Origin of the sequence: Alkalihalobacillus alcalophilus ATCC 27647 = CGMCC 1.3604, from assembly GCF_000292245.2 — a bacterium.
Taxonomy (GTDB): domain Bacteria; phylum Bacillota; class Bacilli; order Bacillales; family Bacillaceae_D; genus Alkalihalobacillus; species Alkalihalobacillus alcalophilus.
The window spans coordinates 1-21,452 of record NZ_ALPT02000053.1; the positions used below are offsets into that span (position 1 = coordinate 1).

The window sequence follows — 21,452 nt, forward strand, 5'->3', positions numbered from 1 at the left end:
GATTATAAAGCGAAGTCCGTTTGCTTAGAAGTGAGAATATCAAGGATCAACGCTAAGTTCGCGACATCCTGCCGCAACGCCTTGTACCCACGTCCTGTGGGCAAGGGCAGACTAAAAAGTCGCTTTTTGACTTTATAGGCTGTCCGATTTTTCTCGAACTTCTAACGGACGTAGCTAGATTGATAATAAAGCGAAGCCTGTTTGTTTAGAAGCGAGAAAAAATTAGGGGCGGCTTCTGAAGACGCTTTTTGTCTTCATAAGACGAACCGATTTTTCTCGAGCTTCTAACAGGCGTAGCTAGATTGATTTATAACTCAACTTTCGCATTGAGAAAATCCGTTCAACTAGTTGGCAGAGCGAAAAGGAAACTCCCAAACAAATGCCCTTCGGCTGTCGCTACCAAAACCATACTCCGCGTCCTGCGGGAACCTGGCGAGCCTCCTCGACAAGCCTTGCGGGGTCTCGCTCCACGGTTTATTCCCGCGGGAGTCTCCGTATGGTTTTGTCCGCTTGGGACTCGGGACGATGTTATTAACTCTTTCCTCCTGTTTAAAATGATGTAAACAGTCAAACCTTTAAAGTCAATTTGAGTATTGTATCTCCCTAAAGTCAATCTCGGTTAAGGGTCTATCATACGCTGCAAAAGTTGAGTTTATAAAATATCCTCCTATTCTACATTTTCTACCCTAAAGCTCCTACTCCTTGTCTTTTTCCTCGACATATACCGAAAACTTTCTGACAGCAACATACGCAGATCGCCTTTTCTTTTTTTATTTTGAAGTCTTTTGCCGAATCATGTAAACTATGAATATATTTTATTGTAGGAATGAGGAATGATGATGTTTCAACACACCCATTATAACGGTTCAAAAGAAGAACAATACTCTCTTTTAAATAAACAACTTGACGCATTACTAACAGGAGAAACTGATTTTATCTCCCATCTAGCGAATGCAAGTGCTTTATTGAATCAATTTTTAGAAAATGTGAACTGGGTCGGCTTTTATCTTTTAAAAGAAGATAAATTAATTCTTGGACCATTTCAAGGCTTACCCGCTTGTGTACAAATTCCAGTTGGACGTGGTGTTTGTGGGAGTGCTGTCAAAGAAAATAAAACGATGCTTGTCGCCGATGTACATCAATTTCCTGGCCATATCGCTTGTGACGCTGCATCCCGCTCAGAGATTGTCATTCCATTAAAAAGAGCTGGTGAAATTATCGGAGTTCTTGATATCGATAGCCCAATCGTCGATCGCTTTTGTCAAACCGATCGACTCTCATTAGAAAAATTTGTTCAGACCCTTGAAAAACACCTAGAAATAGCAGAGAGTTAATCACCAAATCAAAAAAACTCAGCAGGTTCATTTCATAACCTTCTGAGTTTTTTATTCATAAAAATCAATAAATACACTCTCTAAACTTTAAGCCCTAATCAATCCAAAAGGAGATAAGAAACGCTTCTTCTCATCGCCTTTAAATTACTCACCCGTATTTGAAAAAACACTCCTTCTAAATAACAGCTTGATTCTTACCTGAATTTTTAGCCATATAAAGGGCTTTATCCGCTTTATCAACGAGCTCCTTTAACGTGATCAATCCCGTCGTTTCAATCTCCCAATAAGAAATCCCACAAGAAACTGTGACTTTTGGTCTTGTTGCACCTGCAATCGCTTTAACGATCCTTTGGGCAATCAAATAACCGGTTTCCTTTGTGACTTTTGGTAAATAAACAGCCAGTTCTTCCCCGCCCCATCTTGCCACAATATCACGGTCTCTCGTCTTATCCTTTAACACTTTGCCTACTTGAACTAATATTTCATCTCCAACTTGATGGCCAAATGTATCATTAACTTGTTTAAAATTATCAATATCAAGCAACAAAAAAGAACCTCTTTGATCCGTTTGAAACGACTTTTGCACTTGGCCATCCAGATAACTACGTGAATACAACTCTGTTAAATGGTCTGTAATAACAAGCCTTTCTAATTCTTCATGAATAATCGAATTCGAAAAGGCTAACGTACAATGCTGAATAATCGCTTGTAGCAGCTTAAAGTCATCAAAATTAAAATGAAAAGGCTGATGGTGCATAACCAAAAAGATTCCTTCTAATTTTTTCTTTCTCATCATCGGAATCGCCAATATAGATTGATAGAAAAAATACTGCAGCGATTGATCATTTTCCGCTTTCCCTATATAAATAGAATCCATCTCAAACTTTACTCGTTCTAATAAATGATTTATTTCAGGTTGAATGCCATTTTGCTGAAAATATTCCGTACTCCCTTTAATTAAGGTAAATTCCTCCGCCTGATTGACTAAAAGAATCCCTACTTCTTCCGCGTGAAAGGATTCAATAATTTGCTTACGAATGAATTCAACTGTATCAACAAGCTTCAAATTCGAATTAATTTCTTTTGAAGTTTGGTTAATTAATTGCAAGTCATAAATAAGCTTTTGGGATTGTTGATAAAGTTCGGCATTTTCTAATGCATTCCCACCGATGTCAGCTAAAAGTTCGATAAAAGACAACTCACTCTTTGTAAAAAGTCGATTTTGTGGAGCCGCAATTTCTAATACCCCATATACCCCTTGTCTACCATGTAGGGGAGCATACAATGTTCTGATTTGTCGTTCTTCACTAATAGCAATTTCAATTTTCCCAGTTAAGTAAACTTTTTCAATTGTTGGATTATCACCATTATCGCGATAATCAAGTAAGTAAACTTTCATACTTTCATCACCATTCCACTCATGGGAAAGCATAACTTTTACTTTAAACCCAACAAAAACCTCTTGAATAACGTCAATAATTTCACTTAACACATCACCAATATTCATTGACGAATGCAATTTTTTCGTAACTTGTAATAATAAATCCTGATTTCGAGACTGATGTTGAGCTTTTTCTAGTTCATATCCTTGAATAAACAAAGCTATTAAGTCATCAAATAGACCATCACCATAAGGTTGTTTTGCTGGTAATGAATATCCAAACAAAATATAACCAAGTAAGGTCTCTTCTTTCTCAATCGGAATGAACGTAAAATGTTGATGTTCACTACCATTAACAAGTTTTGAATGAAATACACCCTTTTGTGGATTAATCACAAGTTCATTATTCCAATTTACTTCATTTTTGAAGACATCATTTGAACTCACCAAAACCATTAATTCATCATTAACATTTTCAAGTACGGTTACACATAGTTCTTCCTTATATGTATCGTTCACAAGCTCAACTAAAGCTTTTGATATGGCTGTCCAATTTATATGAAAGTTTGTTTTCTTTAGAATGTTCGTCGTGCACAATTTAAAAAAATCATCATTTTTATCGTCATTATTAATTTTCACTTTTAACCTACTCATCATCTCATGTTTATCCTTTAAGGGTCTTTCCTCACTTGGAGAAACGACAAAAAAATACATTCCTTCTCCTGCTAAAAATGTCTCTTCGGCATAATAGTCGTATTTTTCATCCTTTGCATAAAGTTGCTTTTTCTGGATTAATTGTTGACATTTTTTATGAATATATTCTTCCATTTCAGAATCAAACCCATGAAAATAGGCTAACTTAGTATCTACTTGATTGCCTAAAAGAAACGCAATGGATTCAGTTAATGATTGGGTTTGCGTATGAAGTTGATTGAGGATTTTCATAAAGAATTGATATTCCTCACTTGTTGCTTGCTCATTAACTTTAATTGCAACGTTCAATCATCTCACCACCATCCATATATTCGTTTACTCATCTTAACAGCTTTTATTAATCCTCAAGTAATAGACCTATCTATTCTACCCAATTTATTATCCATTAAAAAGTTATAGGTCTTTTTTTCATTCAATTATAAATGATCTGTATAAAATATACTACTATATATCTTTAGTTTTTTTCTAAAAATTCTCATTTTTGTTATTGAGAGTTTTATTCAAAACTCATTGACTTTCTAAAACAAAAAATGTACAATGGAATTTGTGTGAAATAGGACAGCAAAGGTATGATAATATGTTCTTGTTTTTGTTCCTCTAATTTAAGAGGTGCATCACGTAACTTCAAGCTGTCGGGGCGAAGATGCATGAAAGCAAAATCATTCATATTAATGAACTCTGCCTTCTGTTGTTATTTTGCAACATCAAAATAACAAGGAGGAGTCAAACATGGCTCGATATACAGGTCCATCTTGGAAACTATCTCGTCGTTTAGGAGTTTCTTTAAGCGGCTCAGGTAAAGAATTAGCAAAACGTCCGTATGCTCCAGGGCAACACGGTCCAAACCAACGTAAAAAACTTTCTGAATACGGTTTACAACTTCAGGAAAAACAAAAATTACGTCATATGTATGGTGTAAATGAGCGTCAATTCCGTCGCATTTTTGATGATGCTGGTAAAATGACTGGTATCCACGGTGAAAACTTCATGATTCTTTTAGAATCTCGTTTAGATAACTTAGTTTACCGTATGGGTCTTGCTCGTACTCGTCGTGCAGCTCGTCAATTAGTTAACCACGGTCACATCGTTGTAGATGGTGGACGCGTTGATATCCCATCTTACCGTGTGAAAGTTGGTCAAGTTATTTCTGTTCGTGAAAAATCACGTAACCTTGATGTTATCAAAGAAGCTTTAGATGTGAACAACTTTGTTCCTGCTTACGTTTCTTTTGATGCTGATAAATTAGAAGGTTCTTACACTCGTTTACCAGAGCGTTCTGAACTTCCAGCAGAAATCACTGAAGCTCTTATCGTTGAGTTCTACTCTCGTTAATTTCAGATTCAAAAACCTCTTAAAACCTTGTTACATCAAGGATTTAAGAGGTTTTTTCTCATATTTACAAAATAAAGTTTCTCCTCCCCACTTTCTATGATGCTTTTTTAGTTTTAAATAATGATGCTCTTAAACAAATGCCCTTGACACGTTTGAAAAGCGAGAACGTACTATCACACCAAACGGATAAACTGCGCATTAAGAAAATATTATAGACCCTCCGGCTGTCGCTCCCAAAACCATACTCCGCGTCCTGCGGGAACCTGGCGAGCCTCCACGGCAAGGAGCGGAGTGTCCTTCAACAGCCTACGAAGAGATGTATTCTGACTGTCAACGATTGAACCGTTCATGTAAAGTCCATTTGAGTCTTGTATCGCCCTAAAGTCAATCTCTATCAACGGTTACGGGTCCATTATACGCTGCGAAAGTTGAGTAACTTAATATTTACTTTAGCAGTTTTCTAAAAAAAACCAGTTTCATAGCAATGATTGCCACAAAACCAGTCCTTCCTTTAATTCGCTTTTTGCTCGTCCATTAGATGACAAGCTACTTCTTGATAGCCACTTTTACTTACACTTTGCAGCTTTGGCTCCTCTTGTCTACAACGCTCATACGCATACGGACAACGTGTATGGAAACGACACCCTTGTGGTGGATCGATTGGTGAAGGAACGTCCCCTTTTAATAAAATTCGCTCTTTCTTTTGTTTAATGTTCGTACTTGGTATTGCCGATAACAATGCTTGGGTGTAAGGGTGCTTCGGTTCATTAAATAACGATTTTTTATCGGCCACTTCGACAATCTTGCCAAGATACATCACAATAATTCGGTCTGAGATATGACGAACAACCCCTAAATCATGTGAGATAAACAAATAGGTTAACTTAAATTTTCTTTGAAGCTCTTTTAAAAGATTTAACACTTGAGCTTGAATCGAAACATCCAATGCTGAAACCGCCTCATCACAGACAATTAACTTAGGATTAACCGAGAGAGCTCGAGCAATCCCGATACGCTGACGTTGACCACCACTAAATTCATGTGGGTACCTATCTAATTGATGTTCCCCAATTCCTACTGTTTCTAATAACTCTCTCACTTTATCTCTTCGTTGGTTTTTCGGTACGACATTTTGAATTTTCATCGTTTCTTCAAGGATTTGACTCACGGTTTGTCTTGGGTTTAAAGACGCATATGGGTCCTGAAAAATAATTTGCATATCTTTTCGTTTTTTTCTCATTTGCGACGTGCTAAGTGAAAGCAAATCTTCCCCTTGAAAATTAACACTACCGGAATATGGGTTATCAAGCCTTAAGATCGCACGCCCTGTCGTTGACTTTCCACAACCAGATTCTCCAACAATACTAACTGTCTCCCCTTCATTAACAGTAAAAGAAATGTCATCAACGGCTTTGACATGGTTAACGGTTCGTCCAAAAATACCACCCTTAATTGGGAAATACTGTTTTAACTCTTTAACTTCTAATAGTGTTTGCTGTTCACCCATTTGCGTTCACTGCCTTCCCTGCATTTTCCCATTCCTCTGTATGAATCCAACAACGAACTTTTTCTCCATTCGATAATTCCTCTAACTCTGGTAATTTCTTCGTGCACATTTCCTTAGCAAACGCACATCTTGGGGCAAAACGGCATCCTTCAGGCAAATTAAATGGACTTGGCACAGAACCAGGAATAATCGCTAAATCTCCTTCAACATCTTCATCATGTTTTGGTACCGAATTCAACAACCCAATCGTATAAGGATGTTTCGGATCAGTAAAAATCGTTTCAACCTCTGCATATTCGACCACTTTCCCACAGTACATGACGGCGACCTTATCACACATCTCGGCAACAACACCTAAATCATGGGTAATGATCATCAAGGATGTTCCTAACTCGGATTGAAGGTTTTTAATCAGCTCTAATATTTGAGCTTGGATCGTTACGTCTAATGCTGTTGTCGGTTCATCAGCGATTAATAATTCTGGATTACAGGCAAGTGAAATCGCAATCATCACACGTTGACGCATCCCCCCAGAAAGTTCAAACGGGTATTGTTTCGCTCGTTTTTCAGGTGAAGGAATCCCTACTAGTTTCAACATGTCCACTGCTTTATTCCAGGCTGCTTTATGATCTAGCTTTTGATGAATACGTACAGATTCAGCAATTTGTTCCCCACATGTTAAGGTCGGGTTTAAAGAAGTCATCGGTTCTTGGAAAATCATTGAAATGTTATTTCCACGAATTTTTCGCATTTCTTTTTTACTTTTATGAACGAGGTTTTCCCCTTTAAAAATAATTTCGCCTTCTTTAATTTTTCCAGCTGGCTCTTGTAAAAGACGAAGAATGGAAAGCGACGTAATACTTTTACCCGAACCAGACTCTCCAACAATTCCTAACGTCTTTCCTTTTTCAATTGAAAAATCTACACCATCTACGGCCTTGACCTCTCCGTCACCAGTAAAAAAGGAGGTACATAAATTTTTCACTTCAAGAATATTCTCATTTTTTATCATAGTCATTGAATGCCACCACCTTAACTTAAGTCCACACGTTTATTTAAGAATCGATATGAGATATCTACTGCTAAATTGACGAATACGAATAATAGGGCACAGACTAGAATAGCTCCTTGTACCATTGGAAAATCATGAGCTCGAATCGAATCAACGATCAAACGTCCAAGTCCATTAATGGCAAAAACTTGTTCTGTTACAACGGCCCCTCCTAATAATGAGCCAAACTGTAAGCCAACGACTGTTACAACTGGGATAAGGGCATTACGCAGAGCATGTTTATAAATAACCACTTTTTCCGAGACACCTTTTGCATGAGAAGTACGGATATAATCTTGGTCCAACACTTCTAACATCGCTGAGCGAGTCATCCGAGCAATAATAGCCGCTCCGACTGTCCCTAAAGTGATCGTTGGTAAAACCATTTGTTGCCATGTTCCCCAACCAGCCACCGGTAAGACTCCAAAATGAACAGAGAAAACATAAATTAACATAATCCCAAGCCAGAAGTTTGGCATTGATAAACCAAATAAAGCAATTAACATTAAACCGACATCTGAAAAAGAATATTTTCGAGTTGCTGAAATAATTCCGGCAATAAGTCCAAATACAACAGCTAGAGCTGTACCGAGGATAGCTAATTGAGCCGTAATCCAAAAACGCGAATCAAAAATTTCTTGAGCGACTGGTCGATTTGTGCGAATTGAATTTCCTAAATCTCCAGTAACCGCATTGCTGACAAAACGTAGATATTGTTGATGTGGCGGATCATTTAAACCAAGATTTTCTCTCATTTGTTCAATTTGTTCGGGATTCGCATTCTCTCCGGCGATAATTCGAGCCGCATCTCCTGGAATCAAATACATCATTAAAAATACAGCTAAGGTCACTCCGATTAATACAGGAATTGTTTGGACAATTCTTCTTACTATAAATAAAAACATGTTCGTTCACCTTCCCATCTTAATTCTTTGATTTCGGATCTAATGCGTCACGTAACCCATCTCCAAATAAGTTAAAGCCAATAACAACAAATAAAATGGCTAACCCTGGGAATAATGTGACATGCGGTGCTTGGGCAATATAACTACGTCCTTCAGACAACATTCGTCCCCATTCAATTGCTGGTGGCGTAGTTCCTAATCCGAGGAAGGAGAGCGCACTAGCTGTAATAATCGCAGATGCAATATATAAGGTCGTTTGAACTATGATCGGCGACATTATGTTTGGCAAAACATGTTTTGTGATTATTCTAAAATTGTTCGCTCCAACCGCTTTGATCGCATCAATATACTCCAACTTTTTCACGGTTAATGTTGAACCTCGAACAATCCTAGCAAAACTCGGAATCGCATAAAACGCAACAGCAATTACAACATTTGTTGTACTTGCTCCAAGAATACTAATAATTGCTAACGCTAATAAAATTCCTGGGAATGCTAGTAACACATCACAAATTCTCATAATTAATGTGTCGACCCATCTTCCGTAATAACCGGAAACAATCCCTAATAAAATTCCAATTATGGCCCCAAGAACGGTAGAAGCAATACCAATTGATAATGAAAGCCTAGCTCCATACAAAATTCGGCTTAGTATGTCACGTCCTTTATCATCTGTTCCGAACCAATTCTCAAAAGAGGGAGGTTGTAATTTATTCCCATAATCTTGAGTTATGGGATCATACGGAGCAAGGAGTGGCCCGATTATCGCTAAAACCATAAAAAAGATAATGATAATGGCTCCTGCTAATGCTGCTTTATTTTTGGCTAGCTTTTTATAAAAACTATTCCACCTTATCAATCTAGTATTTTGTGGTGTGGGAGTATTAATTGCTACTGGTCCCATTTGTGGCTGCTGCTCCATCGCTTTTCATCCTTTCACTCATCAATCAATTAATAATTAAAATAATGTCCTAAAACCTATAGGCAAAATAATCCCTCTATAAAATAATTATGTTTTCTTCCATCCCCCTTTCAGTAAAAATAGATTTTCAATTATGTACTTTAGAAAATCAAAATTATTATAGTATTATTGGATAATAAGGAATAAAAACCCTTATTATCTATATAAACTAGTTTCAAAGGAAAACTAGTTTTTTTATTGAAATACTAACATAACTATTCAAAACTTTCAAAATAATATTGTAAATTATTATTTTTTAAATTATTATATAGTTTGTAATAGTCAAATAACTAACCTTGAAGGGGGACAATCAAATGAAACAAAGAAAGAAATGGCTACTTATGCTTGTGTTTTCTTTTGTAGCAGCAATCGTACTTGCCGCTTGTGGTGGCAATACGGAGACAGAAGGAGACCCATCTGATGATGGAGCAGGTACAGATGACACAGACAACACAGAAGAAGTAGTAGGAGAAGCTGCTGAGGGCGGAGAATTAATTTTCGTTACTCCTTCAGATGCTCCAACACTTGACCCTCATGGTGTCAATGATACAGCATCAAATACAGCCACTTCACAAATGCTTGAAAGATTAACAGACTACAATGAAGATGGAGAAGTTATTCCATTACTAGCAGAGAGCTTCGAGCCTATCAATGATTTAACTTGGGAATTTAAATTAAGAGAAGGAATTAAATTCCACGATGGGACAGACTTTAATGCAGAAGCTGTTAAAGTTTCATTAGAGCGTATCCTTGATGAAGAATTCGCTTCTCCTAAACGAGTGATTCTTGCAATGATTTCAGAAGTAGAAGTTATTGATGATTACACTGTACAAATTTCAACAGAAGAGCCATTTGCTGCACTTCCAGCTCACTTAGCCCATAATGCAGGTTCAATCATTGCTCCTTCTGCTATTGAAGAAGAGAACAATGGTGGAAAAACAGTTGACGAAAACCCAATCGGTACTGGTCCATTTGAACTTGACAGTTGGAACCGTGGTGCGGAAATCCTAATGGTAAAAAATGAAAATTACTGGGGTGAAGGTCCATACCTTGACTCAATTAAATTCATTTCCGTTCCTGAGCAAGCTACACGTGTGGCTATGTTAGAAAGTGGAGAAGCCCACATTATGTTAGTAGGTGCTTCTGATGTGAACCGTGTAGAAGCAATGTCTCAAATTGAAATCGACCGTGTTTCTGGTACACGTATGGACTATGTCGGTATTAACCTGGAAAAAGAGCCATTTGATGACAAATTAGTTCGTCAAGCTGTAGCAATGGCCATTAATAAAGATGATGTAGTTGATGGAATTTTAGATGGACAAGGTGTTCCAGCCGTTGGTCCACTTGCTCCAACTGTTGTTGGTAACCACCAAGATCTAGTACCACTTCCATATGATGTAGAAGGTGCGAAAGAATTATTAGCAGAAGCTGGTTATGCTGATGGTTTCTCAACAACTATCTTTGTAAATGACGGTAGTAAAGAGCGTGCTGATATTGCCGAGTTTGTTCAAACTCAGTTAGCAGAGATTGGCATTACAGTTGATATTGAAGTGATTGAGTGGGGTGCTTTCTTAGAGAAAACAGCCGCTGGTGAGCACGAATTATTCGTTTTAGGATGGACGACAGTAACAGGTGATGCTGACTATGGTTTATACAACCTTTTCCATTCTTCACAATTCGGTGATCCTGGTAACCGTTCTTTCTACAGCAATTCTCGCGTTGATGAGCTACTTGACTTAGGTCGTACAAGTACCGATCAAGATGAGCGTAATCAAGCTTATAAAGAAGTATCTGAAATTCTAGTAGATGAAGTACCAATGATTTATTTACATCACCCAGACTTCGTACACGGCATGAACGGCGTATCATCTGGTTTATTCGTAAACTTCAGTGGTACACCATTCTTCAAAGATGTACAGTTAGCTCAATAATTTTTACAAAAAAAAGGCTGCACTAGGTCAATCATGACCTCGGTGTAGCCTTTTTTAATCGTTAAACTCCTACTCTATGAATACATATAAATAAACAGCGGTGTTAAACAGGTCGCAACAACGGCCATTAATAAAAAGGACAACGTGCTAATCGCACCAGCTTCATCATCGGTCTCCATAAGCCGTGCTGTGCCAATTGCATGTGCCGTGGCTCCCATCGCAATTCCCTTTGCAATCGAATGAGATACTTTCGCCTTCTTAAAAAGAAAAGGACCCGTAATTGCCCCAATCATTCCAGATATCGTACAAATCGCCGCCGTAAACGAAGCAATTCCGCCATATATATAAGCCAGTTCAATCGCAATTGCCGCGGTAGTGTTTCGAAGTAGCATTGATTTAATGACTTCCATTGGAATATCCAACAACCATAAAAAAATTGTCCCTAAAAACATCGCAAGAACCGCAGCAAATGTGAGCCAAAATAAGATCAAGGGCAGGATCTTCAATAATCGTTTTCGGTGATAATAAAGTGGGAAACTAAGAGCTACAATAGCCGGTCCTAAAAAGTAATCAATCCACTTTGCCCCAATATGATAATCCGAAAAAGGAATATCAAAAATGATTAAAATACAAATAATGACGACAGTACTAAAGAATACAGGTAGTAGCAGACTCCATTTTGTTTTTTATAAAAATAGAGAGAGCCTAAATAAATCCCAATTGTTAAAAATATCCAAAATAAGGCTATTATATTCATTATTGTTTCTCCTGGTTCACAAGCCTTTTTTCAATTAACCAGGAAGTTACAAAAATGACGACGATCGTGCTCATAATCAAAGTCACAAAAATGAACAAACCCGTTAATGAAACTAGCTCTGTATATTGAATAATTCCAACAGTGACTGGAACAAAAAAAAGCGGGAGATACATTATGAGTGTGTCTGCTCCTGGCTTTCCCCATTTGTATAATTTATCTTTTCCGATTAATAAAGTTAGAAACATGAGTGCCATCCCTATTAAACTACCAGGAATAAATGGAAGAAACATAGAGTGAATCCAAACCCCTAGTGCATTATATAAAGTTAAGACACTAACTCCAACAAGCACATAAATCACCTTCATTTTCCCACCCCATTAAAAATCGTTCTAAAAAGATTGAGGCTGTTCCAGAAAGTCATCAATAATGACTCATCGGCAGCCCCTCCTTTTCAACTGTTAGACAATTTTCGCGAATTTACGTTTTCCAACTTGAATAATTAAGCCCGGTGTGACATCCACTTGCTGTTGAACATCGTTAACCTTTTCTTCATTCAACTTTACTCCACCATTTTGGATCATACGTCTCGCTTCTCCTTTTGATGATTGAAGTTTTAATTGAACAAGCAAATCGACAATCCAAATTTGAGCCTCACCCTCCCACTTCACTTCAGGAATATCGTCTGGAAGAGCTCCTTTTTGGAAGACCGTTTTAAAATATTGGACGGCCTCTTCGGCTTCTTTTTGACCATGGTACATTTCTACAAACTTAGCACCTAAGTTCATTTTTGCGTCCCGTGGATGAACCGTACCGTCTTTTAATCCAGCTTCTAGAGCCTCAACCTCCTCTATTGCTAAGTCGGTTGCGAGCTTGTAATATTTGATCATTAGTTCATCCGGAATTGACATGGACTTTCCAAAGATTTCATTTGGTGCTTCATCAATTCCAATATAGTTATGAAGGGACTTAGACATCTTTCTTTCTCCATCTAAACCTTCAATTAGTGGCAACGTCATGACGATTTGTTTTTCTTGACCGTATGCTTCTTGGAGCTGACGACCCATTAATAAGTTAAACTTTTGATCCGTTCCACCAATTTCAACATCTGTTTCCATCGCAACAGAATCATAACCTTGCATTAATGGATAGAAAAATTCATGAATTGAGATCGCTTGCCCTGATTTATAACGTTTTTCAAAGTCATCACGCTCAAGCATTCTCGCAACCGTCACATTTCCAGCAAGGTTAATAACATCTTCAAACGATAACTTCTTTAACCATTCTGAATTGTAATAAAGTGTTGCCTTATCCATATCCAATACTTTTCCATATTGTTCCACATATGTTTTAGCATTTTCTAACACTTGTTCATCTGTTAATTGCTTTCGTGTTTCTGATTTCCCAGTTGGATCGCCAATTCTTCCTGTAAAATCACCAATTAACATTTGGACTTGGTGACCTAACTCTTGAAACTGTCTTAGCTTATGAAGCACAACTGTATGACCTAAATGAACATCTGGTGCAGAGGGATCCATTCCTAGTTTTACTTTTAATGGCTTACCTGTGACAATCGAGCGAGCAATTTTTTTGCGGAATTCCTCTTCTGGGACGATTTCTACAACTCCACGTTGCAATAAATTAAATTGACGTTCGACTTCCTCTTTTTGCTCAACCGTTAGTTTTAAATCTTCCATCTTCATTCCTCCAACTATTCTTCATTTTTTCCATAAAAAAATCCCTCCTCCCTACACAAAGGGACGAGGTTATCGCGTTACCACCCTAATTGAAGCCTTTCGAAAAAGACTTCCACTCGATTCGATAACGGCGTAACCGTTTCTTGCTACTCACAAGAAATGCTCCAGGTCCGTACTTCAAACACACCTTGTACTGATTTTCACCGACCATCAGTTCTCTACTTTTTACAAAAGTGTCTTCTACTTTTACCCTTCAACACACAAATATAGCTTTACAGAAATACAATTGCTTTCTTTTTACCACATATCTTCTTTTCATGTCAAATAACAGGAGGAATATGGTTGAAAGGATAGGAACTACGGCTATCATATGCTATAATATGGCTGTTATAAGGAGGTTCGATATGAAAAAATTATTTTCAACAATTTCCGAACAATTTAGGTCCTTTACAGATTGGTTACATCGGACAAAAATTATCCGTAGCATCGGCATTACATATCAAGTTTTATGGAATTTATTGCTAATTTTTATCATATTAGGAGCAATGTCACTCTTTTTTGCCGGTGGTGCATTTGCAGGTTATTTTGCTTCTCTAGTCGCCGATGAACCATTGCGTTCTTCTGAAGAAATGCTCATAGAAATCTATGACTATGAAGAGACCAGTGAAATATATTTTGCCAATGATGAATACTTAGGTAAAGTTCCAACTGAGCTTGAACGTGAAGAAATTCCGCTAGAGCAAGTATCAGAATATGTCATTCAAGCCTTAATTGCAACAGAAGACGAACACTTTTTTGAACATGAAGGTATTGTTCCAAAAGCGATTTTGCGTGCTACTTTACAAGAGTTTGCAAACTCCAGTGTTCAAACAGGTGGAAGTACAATCACTCAACAGTTAATTAAGCAGCAAATTTTAACGAGTGAAGTTTCCTTTGACCGAAAAGCAACGGAAATTCTATTAGCTATGCGCCTTGAGCAGTTTATGGAAAAAGAAGAAATTCTAGAAGCTTATTTAAATGTTGTTCCATTTGGTCGGAATGCATCCGGTCGCCAAGTTGCTGGTGTTCAAGCTGCTGCTGAAGGTCTTTTCGGAGTCGATGCGAGTGAATTAAATATTCCTCAAGCTGCCTTTATAGCCGGTTTACCGCAAAGTCCATTTGGGTACACCCCCTTTACAAGTAATGGCGATGTCAAAGAAAACTTTGATGCTGGTTTAAATCGAATGCGGAATGTCTTAACTAATATGTATGAAGTCGGCTACATTACAGAAGAGGAATACCAAGAAGCTCTCACTTATGATATTCGCGAGAACTTAACCGATGCAACGGCATCACCTTTACAGGATTACCCTTATTTAACGAATGATATATTAAGAAGAGCAACAGAGATTTTAGCGAAACAGGCTCTTGAAGCAGATGGTATTAAGCTTTCAGAAATTGAAGATGCCGAAGAACGAACGGCTATAATGAACGAATACGAAGCTACCGCGGCCCAGAATCTACGCCGAAATGGGTACAAAATCCATACGACTATTAATAAAGAATTATATGATGCCTTACAAGTAGCTGCTGTACAAAATGAAGCCCTATTAGGCAGACCGAAACCAAGTATTATTGATCCTTCTATTATGCAAGAGGAAGAGCTTGGTGTTAGCGTAATCGAAAATTCAACTGGTGCTGTTCTTGCATTTGTCGGTGGTCGTGATGAAAAAACAACGACAAACCAATACAATTTTGCCACAACAGCTGTCAGGCAAACCGGTTCGACGATGAAGCCGTTATTAGGGTATGCCCCAGGTATGGATTACGGGACCGTTCAACCAGGCTTTGTTATCCCTGATACACCAGAAAATTTTAAAACTGGAGAGAAAGGGCCAATCTCAAACTATGAAGGTGGCTATCGTGGTCTGCTAACGGTTCGAGAATCGCTTCATTCATCTCGAAATATTCCTGCAGTACGTGCATTTAATACCGTACCTCATGAATTAAGTAAAGAAGTATTTGATAAATTAGGGTTCTACCATCGAGAAAATGCTCTTCCTGAATCAACTGCATTAGGCCCGATTGAAATGACTGTTGAGCAAAATGTAAATGCCTACGCAACCTTTGCAAATGGCGGGAAATTTATCGAAGCTTATATGATTGAAACAATTGAAACAAAAGATGGAAAAACCATTTATGAACATGAGATCAATCCTGTTGAAGTTTATAGCCCACAAACATCTTATTTAATGATCGATATGTTACGTGGTGTGTTAACTAATGGAACAGCAAGTCGGTTAAGTGCCCCGAATAAATTAGCTGGCAATACAGACTGGGCTGGTAAAACAGGAACAACTTCAAGTGAAAGAGATTATTGGTTTGTGGCCACAAGCCCGAAAATATCAATGGGAATCTGGTATGGTTATGAACATAATATGTCACTTAATAGTGGTTATAACCAACGAACACTCGATATTTGGGCCAATTTAGCTAATACGATTCATAAGGTATCACCGGAATTATTAGCCTCAGGTGAACGTTTTCAAGCTCCTGACGGCATTGTGAGTCGTCAAGTGTGTACATTGACAGGGACACTCCCTTCAAAGGCTTGTCAGGACGCAGGGTATGTAAAAACTGAATTATTCAATTCAAAATTTGTCCCATCGCAACAAGATAATAGTGGTGCAGCACGATACGTCACCATCGATGGTAGAAACTATAAAGCATTAGATTCGACTCCATCAGAATTTACTGAACAAGGGATAACCGTCTCATTTAATAACTGGAATATAAATAATATTAGCCAATACCTACCTGATAATATGAAAAACATTGTTCCTAATAATAATGCTCCAGATAACGGCAACACACCTGGCAAAGTTTCTGGTGTAAAAGTAAGTGGGTCAACCTTATCCTGGAGTAAACACGGAGCCAGTGATATTGTCGGTTACCGCATTTATCAAGCTGATAACGGTAGTGATAATTTTAGCCGTGTCGCTAGTGTAAAAATGAATACGACCACTAGTCATAAAGTTAGCGGTGGCTCTAAAGCTTATTATGTGACCGCCGTTGATACAAGAGGGAATGAATCCCCAGCTTCCGATATTGCCAAAGGAAGCGACTGGGTTAGTGCTGAAGAGAAAGAAAAGAAAGCCGAACAAGAGCGTCAAAAACGTGAGGAAGAAGAACGTCAAGAACGCGAAGAAGAAGAACGTCGCCAGCAAGAAGAGGCAGATAACGAAACTGATAATAACGATGGAGATAATAGTACTGAAGATAATAACGATGAGAATGATGATTAATTTGATAAATGAGGAAAGCCACACCGATGAGGTGCGGCTTTTTTGTATCTCCTTTGAGCTTAAAAACCTAAGCAGCCTTTCAAATCCCCCATCCAAAAGTCTCTCTTCTTCCTCCTATCAAAAAGTGACTGAACTCACATAAAATGTGAATCCAGCCACTCCATAAACTAGTTTTTAGTCTTCCATTGTTGATAAGTCACCTGTTGGCAGGTCAAGCTCCCAAGCCTTCAGTACACGTCTCATAATTTTTCCACTACGCGTTTTTGGTAGTTTTTCACGGAATTCAATTTCTCTTGGTGCTGCGTGTGCAGAAAGCCCGTTTTTAACAAATACACGAATTTCTTCTCTTAACTCATCCGTAACCTCATACCCGTCACGTAATGCGATAAAGGCTTTAATAATTTCACCACGGACCGGATCCGGTTTTCCAATAACCCCGGCCTCAGCAATCGCTGGATGCTCGACAAGCTTACTTTCGACTTCAAATGGTCCAACTCGCTCCCCAGAGGTCATAATCACGTCATCAACACGTCCTTGGAACCAGAAGTAGCCATCTTCATCCATATAGGCAGAGTCTCCTGATACGTACCAGCCATCAATCTCAAAATAGCTGTTATACTTCGGCTCGTTTTTCCAAATCGCTCTCATCATTGATGGCCAACCTTTTTTAATGGCTAGGTTACCCATCCGATTAGGAGGAAGCACATTACCTTGGTTATCAATAATCGCTGCTTCAACACCTGGAATCGGTTTACCCATTGAACCAGGACGGATTTCCATTGCTGGATAATTACAAATTAACTGAGCACCCGTTTCTGTCATCCACCACGTATCATGAATTCGTAAATTAAATACTTTCATCCCCCAACGAACAACTTCTGGGTTTAGCGGTTCCCCAACACTTAATACGTGACGAACGCTTGATAAATCGTATTTTTCTACAACGGTATCACCAGCACTCATAAGCATTCTAAAAGCAGTTGGTGCACTATACCAAACGGTTACATTATATTTTTGTAATGTTTCATACCAATCTGCTGGGCTAAAACGTCCACCTTTTACGACATTCGTTACACCAGCAAGCCATGGTCCAAAAATACCGTAAGATGTTCCAGTTACCCAACCTGGGTCAGCTGTACACCAGTAGACATCTTCTTCTTTTAAATCTAGTACCCATTTAGCCGTTTGGTAATGTTGGATCATCGCATTGTGAACATGAAGGACACCTTTAGGTTTTCCAGTAGAGCCAGATGTGTAATGTAAAATTAATGGATCTTCAAGATCAACCCATTCTACTTCGAACTCATCACTTGCTTTATTAAATTGGCTTAAGAAATCAACAATTTTGTCGTCTTCTTTTACTTTATCATCAATGATTAGAATTTTTTCTAGTGCTGGTAAATCCCCGACTGGCACACGTTCCAATAACGCTGGTGTTGTAACTAATACTTTTGCTTCACTATCTTCCAGACGATCTCTTACCGCACCTTCCATAAATGCCTCAAAAAGAGGTCCAACAATAGCTCCTAATTTAATCGTTCCTAATAGAGCAAAATAGAGCTCAGGTGAACGTGGCATAAAAATAAAAACACGATCTCCTTTTTCTACTCCTACTTCTTTTAAAACATTTGCCGCTTTATTTGAATTTCGTTTCATTTCTTCATATGTAAACGACTCATCTCGTTTAGCATCATTATAATATAACGCAATTTGTGAAGCCTTTTCGCCAACAGCATGACGATCGATTGCTTCATAAGCTAAATTGACTTTTCCCGTATCATTCCAAGAGAATTGCTCTTTCACTGATTCCCAATTGAACGACTTTACAGCCTCATCATAGTCTTTTAAATTGTAGTTCCCATTTACAGATGGAAGCGCTTGCACTTTCATTTAACATCTTCCTCTCTTATTTTCAATTTACAAAATTATTATATAACATCCTGAAAATTTATTCAATTTAAAATGTTCAATTATGACAAAAAACTGTCAATTTAATATTTTGAAAAGTTCATCTTTTCTTTATGTTATGATAAACTCAAGATGTGAAATAGCTTTTTAAAGGTGGTTACAAATAAAGATGATACATCATAAAACCTATGCCAAAACCGAAATACCTTATCAGGATCGAACGATTATACTAGAAGGGCCTGTTCCAGCCGAACGACTAGCAACCTATCATTTTCACGAAGATTTAACTTCTTTTAGACCTGTTAAAGAACAGAAAGAAGCATTATTAGAAATTGCTGAATTACCTGAAGGTCGAATCAATATTATTCGTGACGAAGAAACCGTTGTAGGTTATGTGACATTCCATTATCCCGACCCACTAGAACGATGGTCAGAGGGAAATATTGAGAACTTAATTGAGTTAGGAGCTATTGAAATCGCTCCAGATTATCGACGAGTTCGGGCTGGAAAAACGATGCTAGAATTATCGGTTCAAGATCCCATTATGGAAGATTATATTCTTATTACAACTGAATATTATTGGCATTGGGATCTTAAAGGAAGCGGTTTAGATGTATGGGAATATCGAAAAATGATGGAAAAAATGATGAATGCTGGGGGACTTATTTGGTTTGCCACAGACGATCCGGAGATTAGTTCTCATCCTGCAAACTGCTTAATGGCACGGATCGGAAAAAATGTAAAACCAGAAACCATTCAAGAATTTGATCAACTACGGTTTCAAAACCGATTTATGTATTAATAATTTAAGGAAGTGACGTTCAATGATTGTAGAAGAAATCATGCAAAAAGAAGTCATTACTTTACAAATAAACGCAACAATTCAAGAAGCCATTCAGACACTTGAAGAAAACCGAATCCGTCATTTACCGATTATGAATGAAAATAACCATTTAGTTGGCATTATTTCCGACCGGGATATTCGTGATGCAAGACCATCTATTTTTTCAAACAAACAGGATGATGATGTATTAAGTCAGCCAATTACTAATCTAATGACCACAAATGTGATTACGGCTCACCCTCTTGACTTTATTCAAGATGCTTCTTCTATCTTTTATTCTCATCGAGTCGGTTGTTTACCAATCTTAGACAACCAAAAATTAGTCGGCATTATTACTGAAAAAGAAGTTCTTTATTGTTTAACTGAATTAATTGGTGCTCATCAACCAAGCTCACATATTGAAATTAAAGTACCTAATAAAATGGGAGTACTTGCAGATGTAGCCTCTATTTTTAAAAACTATAAAATAAATATCATTAGTGTGATCGTCCGTCCATGTGACAACCAAGGAGACAAAATACTTATTTTTCGTATCCAAACGATCGACCCAAGACGTGTCATCCAAGAAATTCATGCAGCTGGATATGAAGTATTGTGGCCAAGCATCCCAGGAGGAACAAGATGACTTTACAATCTGCCTTTATTTATTCATCCGAACAACTAGGCTACCGATTTAATGATAACCATCCTTTTAATCATATGCGTTTGCAACTAACATACGATCTATTAAAAAATTCAGCTGCTCTTGATGAGACGAACATCTTAAAACCTCGAATGGCAACCGACGAAGAAATTGCTTATGTACATCATCAAGATTATATTGACGCTGTAAAAAAAGCAGGAGAAGATACCATTGATGCCCATACTGCCGATTGTTATGGTCTAGATACTGAAGATACTCCTATTTTTAAAAACATGCATCAAGCATCTGCTTTATTAGTTGGTGGTACATTAACAGCCGTTGAAGCAGTCATGAGTGGCCAGTTTCAACATGCCCTCCATCTTGGCGGCGGCCTACACCACGGATTCCGTGGCAAAGCTTCTGGTTTTTGTATTTATAATGATAGTGCGATTGCCATTGAGTATTTAAAAAGACATTATCAAGCACGCGTTTTATATATTGATACAGATGCTCATCATGGCGATGGCGTGCAATTTGCTTTTTATGACGATCCATCTGTTTGTACATTAAGCATCCATGAAACAGGTCGTTATTTATTCCCTGGTACTGGACAAACAAATGAAATTGGTTCAGGACATGGATATGGTTATTCAATTAATGTACCAATCGATGCATTTACTGAGGATGATTCTTTTTTAGAAGTTTATGAAACCGCTCTCCGAGAAGTCATTGAGTTTTTTAAACCTGATGTGATCTTGACACAAAATGGAGCAGATGCTCACTTTCAAGATCCATTAACACATTTATCCGTCTCTTTAAAAAGCTTTCATTATATCCCTAAACTTGCACATGAACTGGCCCATGAATATTGTAATGGGAAATGGATTGCTGTTGGTGGAGGTGGTTATGATATTTGGGATGTCGTCCCTCGTGCTTGGAGCTCTATCTGGCTAGAAATGAGTGAGCAAACCCATCTGTTCCAACAGAAGATTCCGACATCGTGGATTAATAAATGGGAAAAGGATGCTCCTTGCCCATTGCCACGAACATGGCTTGATGATCCGAATAAATTTCCGAGCATCCCAAGAAGGGCAGAAATCACCGAAAAGAACCGAAAAACGTTAGAACATGCCCTTCTTCACATCCGCAGGGAAGCATCATCAAACTCAAAAGCAAAAAAGCTAAACCTCGACTCCTTTTAAGAGTGTGATGGTTTAGCTCTTTTTG

Annotated in this window: 15 protein-coding genes, 1 pseudogene and 1 other annotated feature; of the genes and pseudogenes, 7 read left to right on the top strand and 9 right to left on the bottom strand. The window is 37.9% G+C overall.

Annotated elements, in window-relative coordinates:
• The first annotated feature begins 839 nt into the window (after positions 1–839).
• Complete coding sequence (locus BALCAV_RS14090; RefSeq protein WP_003322741.1) at positions 840–1,334, top strand: GAF domain-containing protein; 495 nt, start codon at positions 840–842, stop codon at positions 1,332–1,334.
• A 175-nt stretch (positions 1,335–1,509) separates the two neighbouring features.
• Here the strand turns inward: BALCAV_RS14090 and BALCAV_RS21265 are convergent, their stop codons facing one another.
• Positions 1,510–3,717, bottom strand: a complete 2,208-nt coding sequence (locus BALCAV_RS21265) for a sensor domain-containing diguanylate cyclase (protein WP_003322742.1) — start codon at positions 3,715–3,717, stop codon at positions 1,510–1,512.
• Between the two features lie 441 nt (positions 3,718–4,158).
• On the opposite strand from BALCAV_RS21265, the gene rpsD reads away from it, so the two are divergent.
• Positions 4,159–4,761 carry a 30S ribosomal protein S4 gene (rpsD, locus tag BALCAV_RS14100; protein WP_003322743.1) on the top strand — a complete coding sequence of 201 codons (603 nt, stop codon included), beginning with the start codon at positions 4,159–4,161 and terminating at the stop codon, positions 4,759–4,761.
• A gap of 511 nt (positions 4,762–5,272) precedes the next feature.
• Here the strand turns inward: rpsD and BALCAV_RS14105 are convergent.
• From BALCAV_RS14105 to BALCAV_RS14120, 4 genes are read right to left on the bottom strand one after another with little or no spacing between them, the layout of a single operon-like run.
• Positions 5,273–6,268 carry an ABC transporter ATP-binding protein gene (locus BALCAV_RS14105; RefSeq protein ID WP_040324038.1) on the bottom strand — a complete coding sequence of 332 codons (996 nt, stop codon included), beginning with the start codon at positions 6,266–6,268 and terminating at the stop codon, positions 5,273–5,275.
• Complete coding sequence (locus BALCAV_RS14110) at positions 6,261–7,286, bottom strand: ABC transporter ATP-binding protein (protein ID WP_003320867.1); 1,026 nt, start codon at positions 7,284–7,286, stop codon at positions 6,261–6,263. The genes BALCAV_RS14105 and BALCAV_RS14110 overlap by 8 nt, the downstream gene beginning before the upstream one ends.
• 14 nt (positions 7,287–7,300) lie before the next feature.
• Entirely contained in the window at positions 7,301–8,224 is a 924-nt protein-coding gene (locus BALCAV_RS14115) for an ABC transporter permease (RefSeq protein WP_003320866.1), read from the bottom strand.
• Positions 8,225–8,243: 19 nt separating this feature from the next.
• The gene (locus tag BALCAV_RS14120; protein ID WP_003320865.1) at positions 8,244–9,146 is read right to left on the bottom strand and encodes an ABC transporter permease; all 903 of its coding nucleotides are present in this window, start codon (positions 9,144–9,146) and stop codon (positions 8,244–8,246) included.
• A gap of 353 nt (positions 9,147–9,499) precedes the next feature.
• On the opposite strand from BALCAV_RS14120, the gene BALCAV_RS14125 reads away from it, so the two are divergent.
• Positions 9,500–11,116: a glutathione ABC transporter substrate-binding protein gene (locus BALCAV_RS14125; protein WP_040324039.1), complete on the top strand. Its 1,617-nt coding sequence runs from the start codon at positions 9,500–9,502 to the stop codon at positions 11,114–11,116.
• Between the two features lie 74 nt (positions 11,117–11,190).
• Here BALCAV_RS14125 and BALCAV_RS14130 read toward each other — a convergent pair.
• The 3 genes and pseudogenes from BALCAV_RS14130 to tyrS form a co-directional block, all read right to left on the bottom strand.
• Positions 11,191–11,790 (bottom strand): annotated as a pseudogene (locus BALCAV_RS14130) (LrgB family protein); the annotation flags it as partial.
• Positions 11,791–11,872: 82 nt separating this feature from the next.
• Entirely contained in the window at positions 11,873–12,238 is a 366-nt protein-coding gene (locus BALCAV_RS14135) for a CidA/LrgA family protein (RefSeq protein ID WP_003320977.1), read from the bottom strand.
• Between the two features lie 93 nt (positions 12,239–12,331).
• Positions 12,332–13,567 carry a tyrosine--tRNA ligase gene (gene tyrS / locus BALCAV_RS14140; protein ID WP_003320978.1) on the bottom strand — a complete coding sequence of 412 codons (1,236 nt, stop codon included), beginning with the start codon at positions 13,565–13,567 and terminating at the stop codon, positions 12,332–12,334.
• Positions 13,568–13,623: 56 nt separating this feature from the next.
• Positions 13,624–13,833, bottom strand: a binding site (T-box leader).
• 138 nt (positions 13,834–13,971) lie between these two features.
• Between tyrS and BALCAV_RS14145 the strand changes: the two genes are divergently transcribed.
• Complete coding sequence (locus BALCAV_RS14145; RefSeq protein WP_003320979.1) at positions 13,972–16,851, top strand: transglycosylase domain-containing protein; 2,880 nt, start codon at positions 13,972–13,974, stop codon at positions 16,849–16,851.
• Positions 16,852–17,025: 174 nt separating this feature from the next.
• On the opposite strand, the gene acsA is transcribed toward BALCAV_RS14145, so the two are convergent.
• A complete protein-coding gene (acsA, locus tag BALCAV_RS14150) occupies positions 17,026–18,741 on the bottom strand; it encodes an acetate--CoA ligase (RefSeq protein WP_003320980.1) in 1,716 nt (571 codons plus the stop codon).
• A gap of 187 nt (positions 18,742–18,928) precedes the next feature.
• Between acsA and BALCAV_RS14155 the strand changes: the two genes are divergently transcribed.
• Genes BALCAV_RS14155 through BALCAV_RS14165 form a run of 3 tightly spaced genes read left to right on the top strand, consistent with a single transcriptional unit; the run spans position 18,929 to position 21,427 of the window.
• Positions 18,929–19,561, top strand: coding sequence for a GNAT family N-acetyltransferase (locus BALCAV_RS14155; protein WP_003320981.1), 633 nt, complete (start codon positions 18,929–18,931; stop codon positions 19,559–19,561).
• A gap of 22 nt (positions 19,562–19,583) precedes the next feature.
• Positions 19,584–20,228 (top strand): acetoin utilization AcuB family protein, encoded by a 645-nt coding sequence (locus BALCAV_RS14160; RefSeq protein WP_003320982.1) that lies wholly within the window; start codon positions 19,584–19,586, stop codon positions 20,226–20,228.
• Entirely contained in the window at positions 20,225–21,427 is a 1,203-nt protein-coding gene (locus BALCAV_RS14165; protein WP_003320983.1) for an acetoin utilization protein AcuC, read from the top strand. The genes BALCAV_RS14160 and BALCAV_RS14165 overlap by 4 nt, the downstream gene beginning before the upstream one ends.
• Positions 21,428–21,452 lie beyond the last annotated feature (25 nt).

Excerpts from the sequence above, each read along its gene's own strand:
- BALCAV_RS14090 (WP_003322741.1), top strand. The coding sequence starts at position 840 with ATGTTTCAACACACCCATTATAACGGTTCAAAAGAAGAACAATACTCT.
- rpsD (WP_003322743.1), top strand. The coding sequence starts at position 4,159 with ATGGCTCGATATACAGGTCCATCTTGGAAACTATCTCGTCGTTTAGGA.
- BALCAV_RS14105 (WP_040324038.1), bottom strand. The coding sequence starts at position 6,268 with ATGGGTGAACAGCAAACACTATTAGAAGTTAAAGAGTTAAAACAGTAT.
- BALCAV_RS14110 (WP_003320867.1), bottom strand. The coding sequence starts at position 7,286 with ATGACTATGATAAAAAATGAGAATATTCTTGAAGTGAAAAATTTATGT.
- BALCAV_RS14115 (WP_003320866.1), bottom strand. The coding sequence starts at position 8,224 with ATGTTTTTATTTATAGTAAGAAGAATTGTCCAAACAATTCCTGTATTA.
- BALCAV_RS14120 (WP_003320865.1), bottom strand. The coding sequence starts at position 9,146 with ATGGAGCAGCAGCCACAAATGGGACCAGTAGCAATTAATACTCCCACA.
- BALCAV_RS14125 (WP_040324039.1), top strand. The coding sequence starts at position 9,500 with ATGAAACAAAGAAAGAAATGGCTACTTATGCTTGTGTTTTCTTTTGTA.
- BALCAV_RS14135 (WP_003320977.1), bottom strand. The coding sequence starts at position 12,238 with ATGAAGGTGATTTATGTGCTTGTTGGAGTTAGTGTCTTAACTTTATAT.
- tyrS (WP_003320978.1), bottom strand. The coding sequence starts at position 13,567 with ATGGAAGATTTAAAACTAACGGTTGAGCAAAAAGAGGAAGTCGAACGT.
- BALCAV_RS14145 (WP_003320979.1), top strand. The coding sequence starts at position 13,972 with ATGAAAAAATTATTTTCAACAATTTCCGAACAATTTAGGTCCTTTACA.
- acsA (WP_003320980.1), bottom strand. The coding sequence starts at position 18,741 with ATGAAAGTGCAAGCGCTTCCATCTGTAAATGGGAACTACAATTTAAAA.
- BALCAV_RS14155 (WP_003320981.1), top strand. The coding sequence starts at position 18,929 with ATGATACATCATAAAACCTATGCCAAAACCGAAATACCTTATCAGGAT.
- BALCAV_RS14160 (WP_003320982.1), top strand. The coding sequence starts at position 19,584 with ATGATTGTAGAAGAAATCATGCAAAAAGAAGTCATTACTTTACAAATA.
- BALCAV_RS14165 (WP_003320983.1), top strand. The coding sequence starts at position 20,225 with ATGACTTTACAATCTGCCTTTATTTATTCATCCGAACAACTAGGCTAC.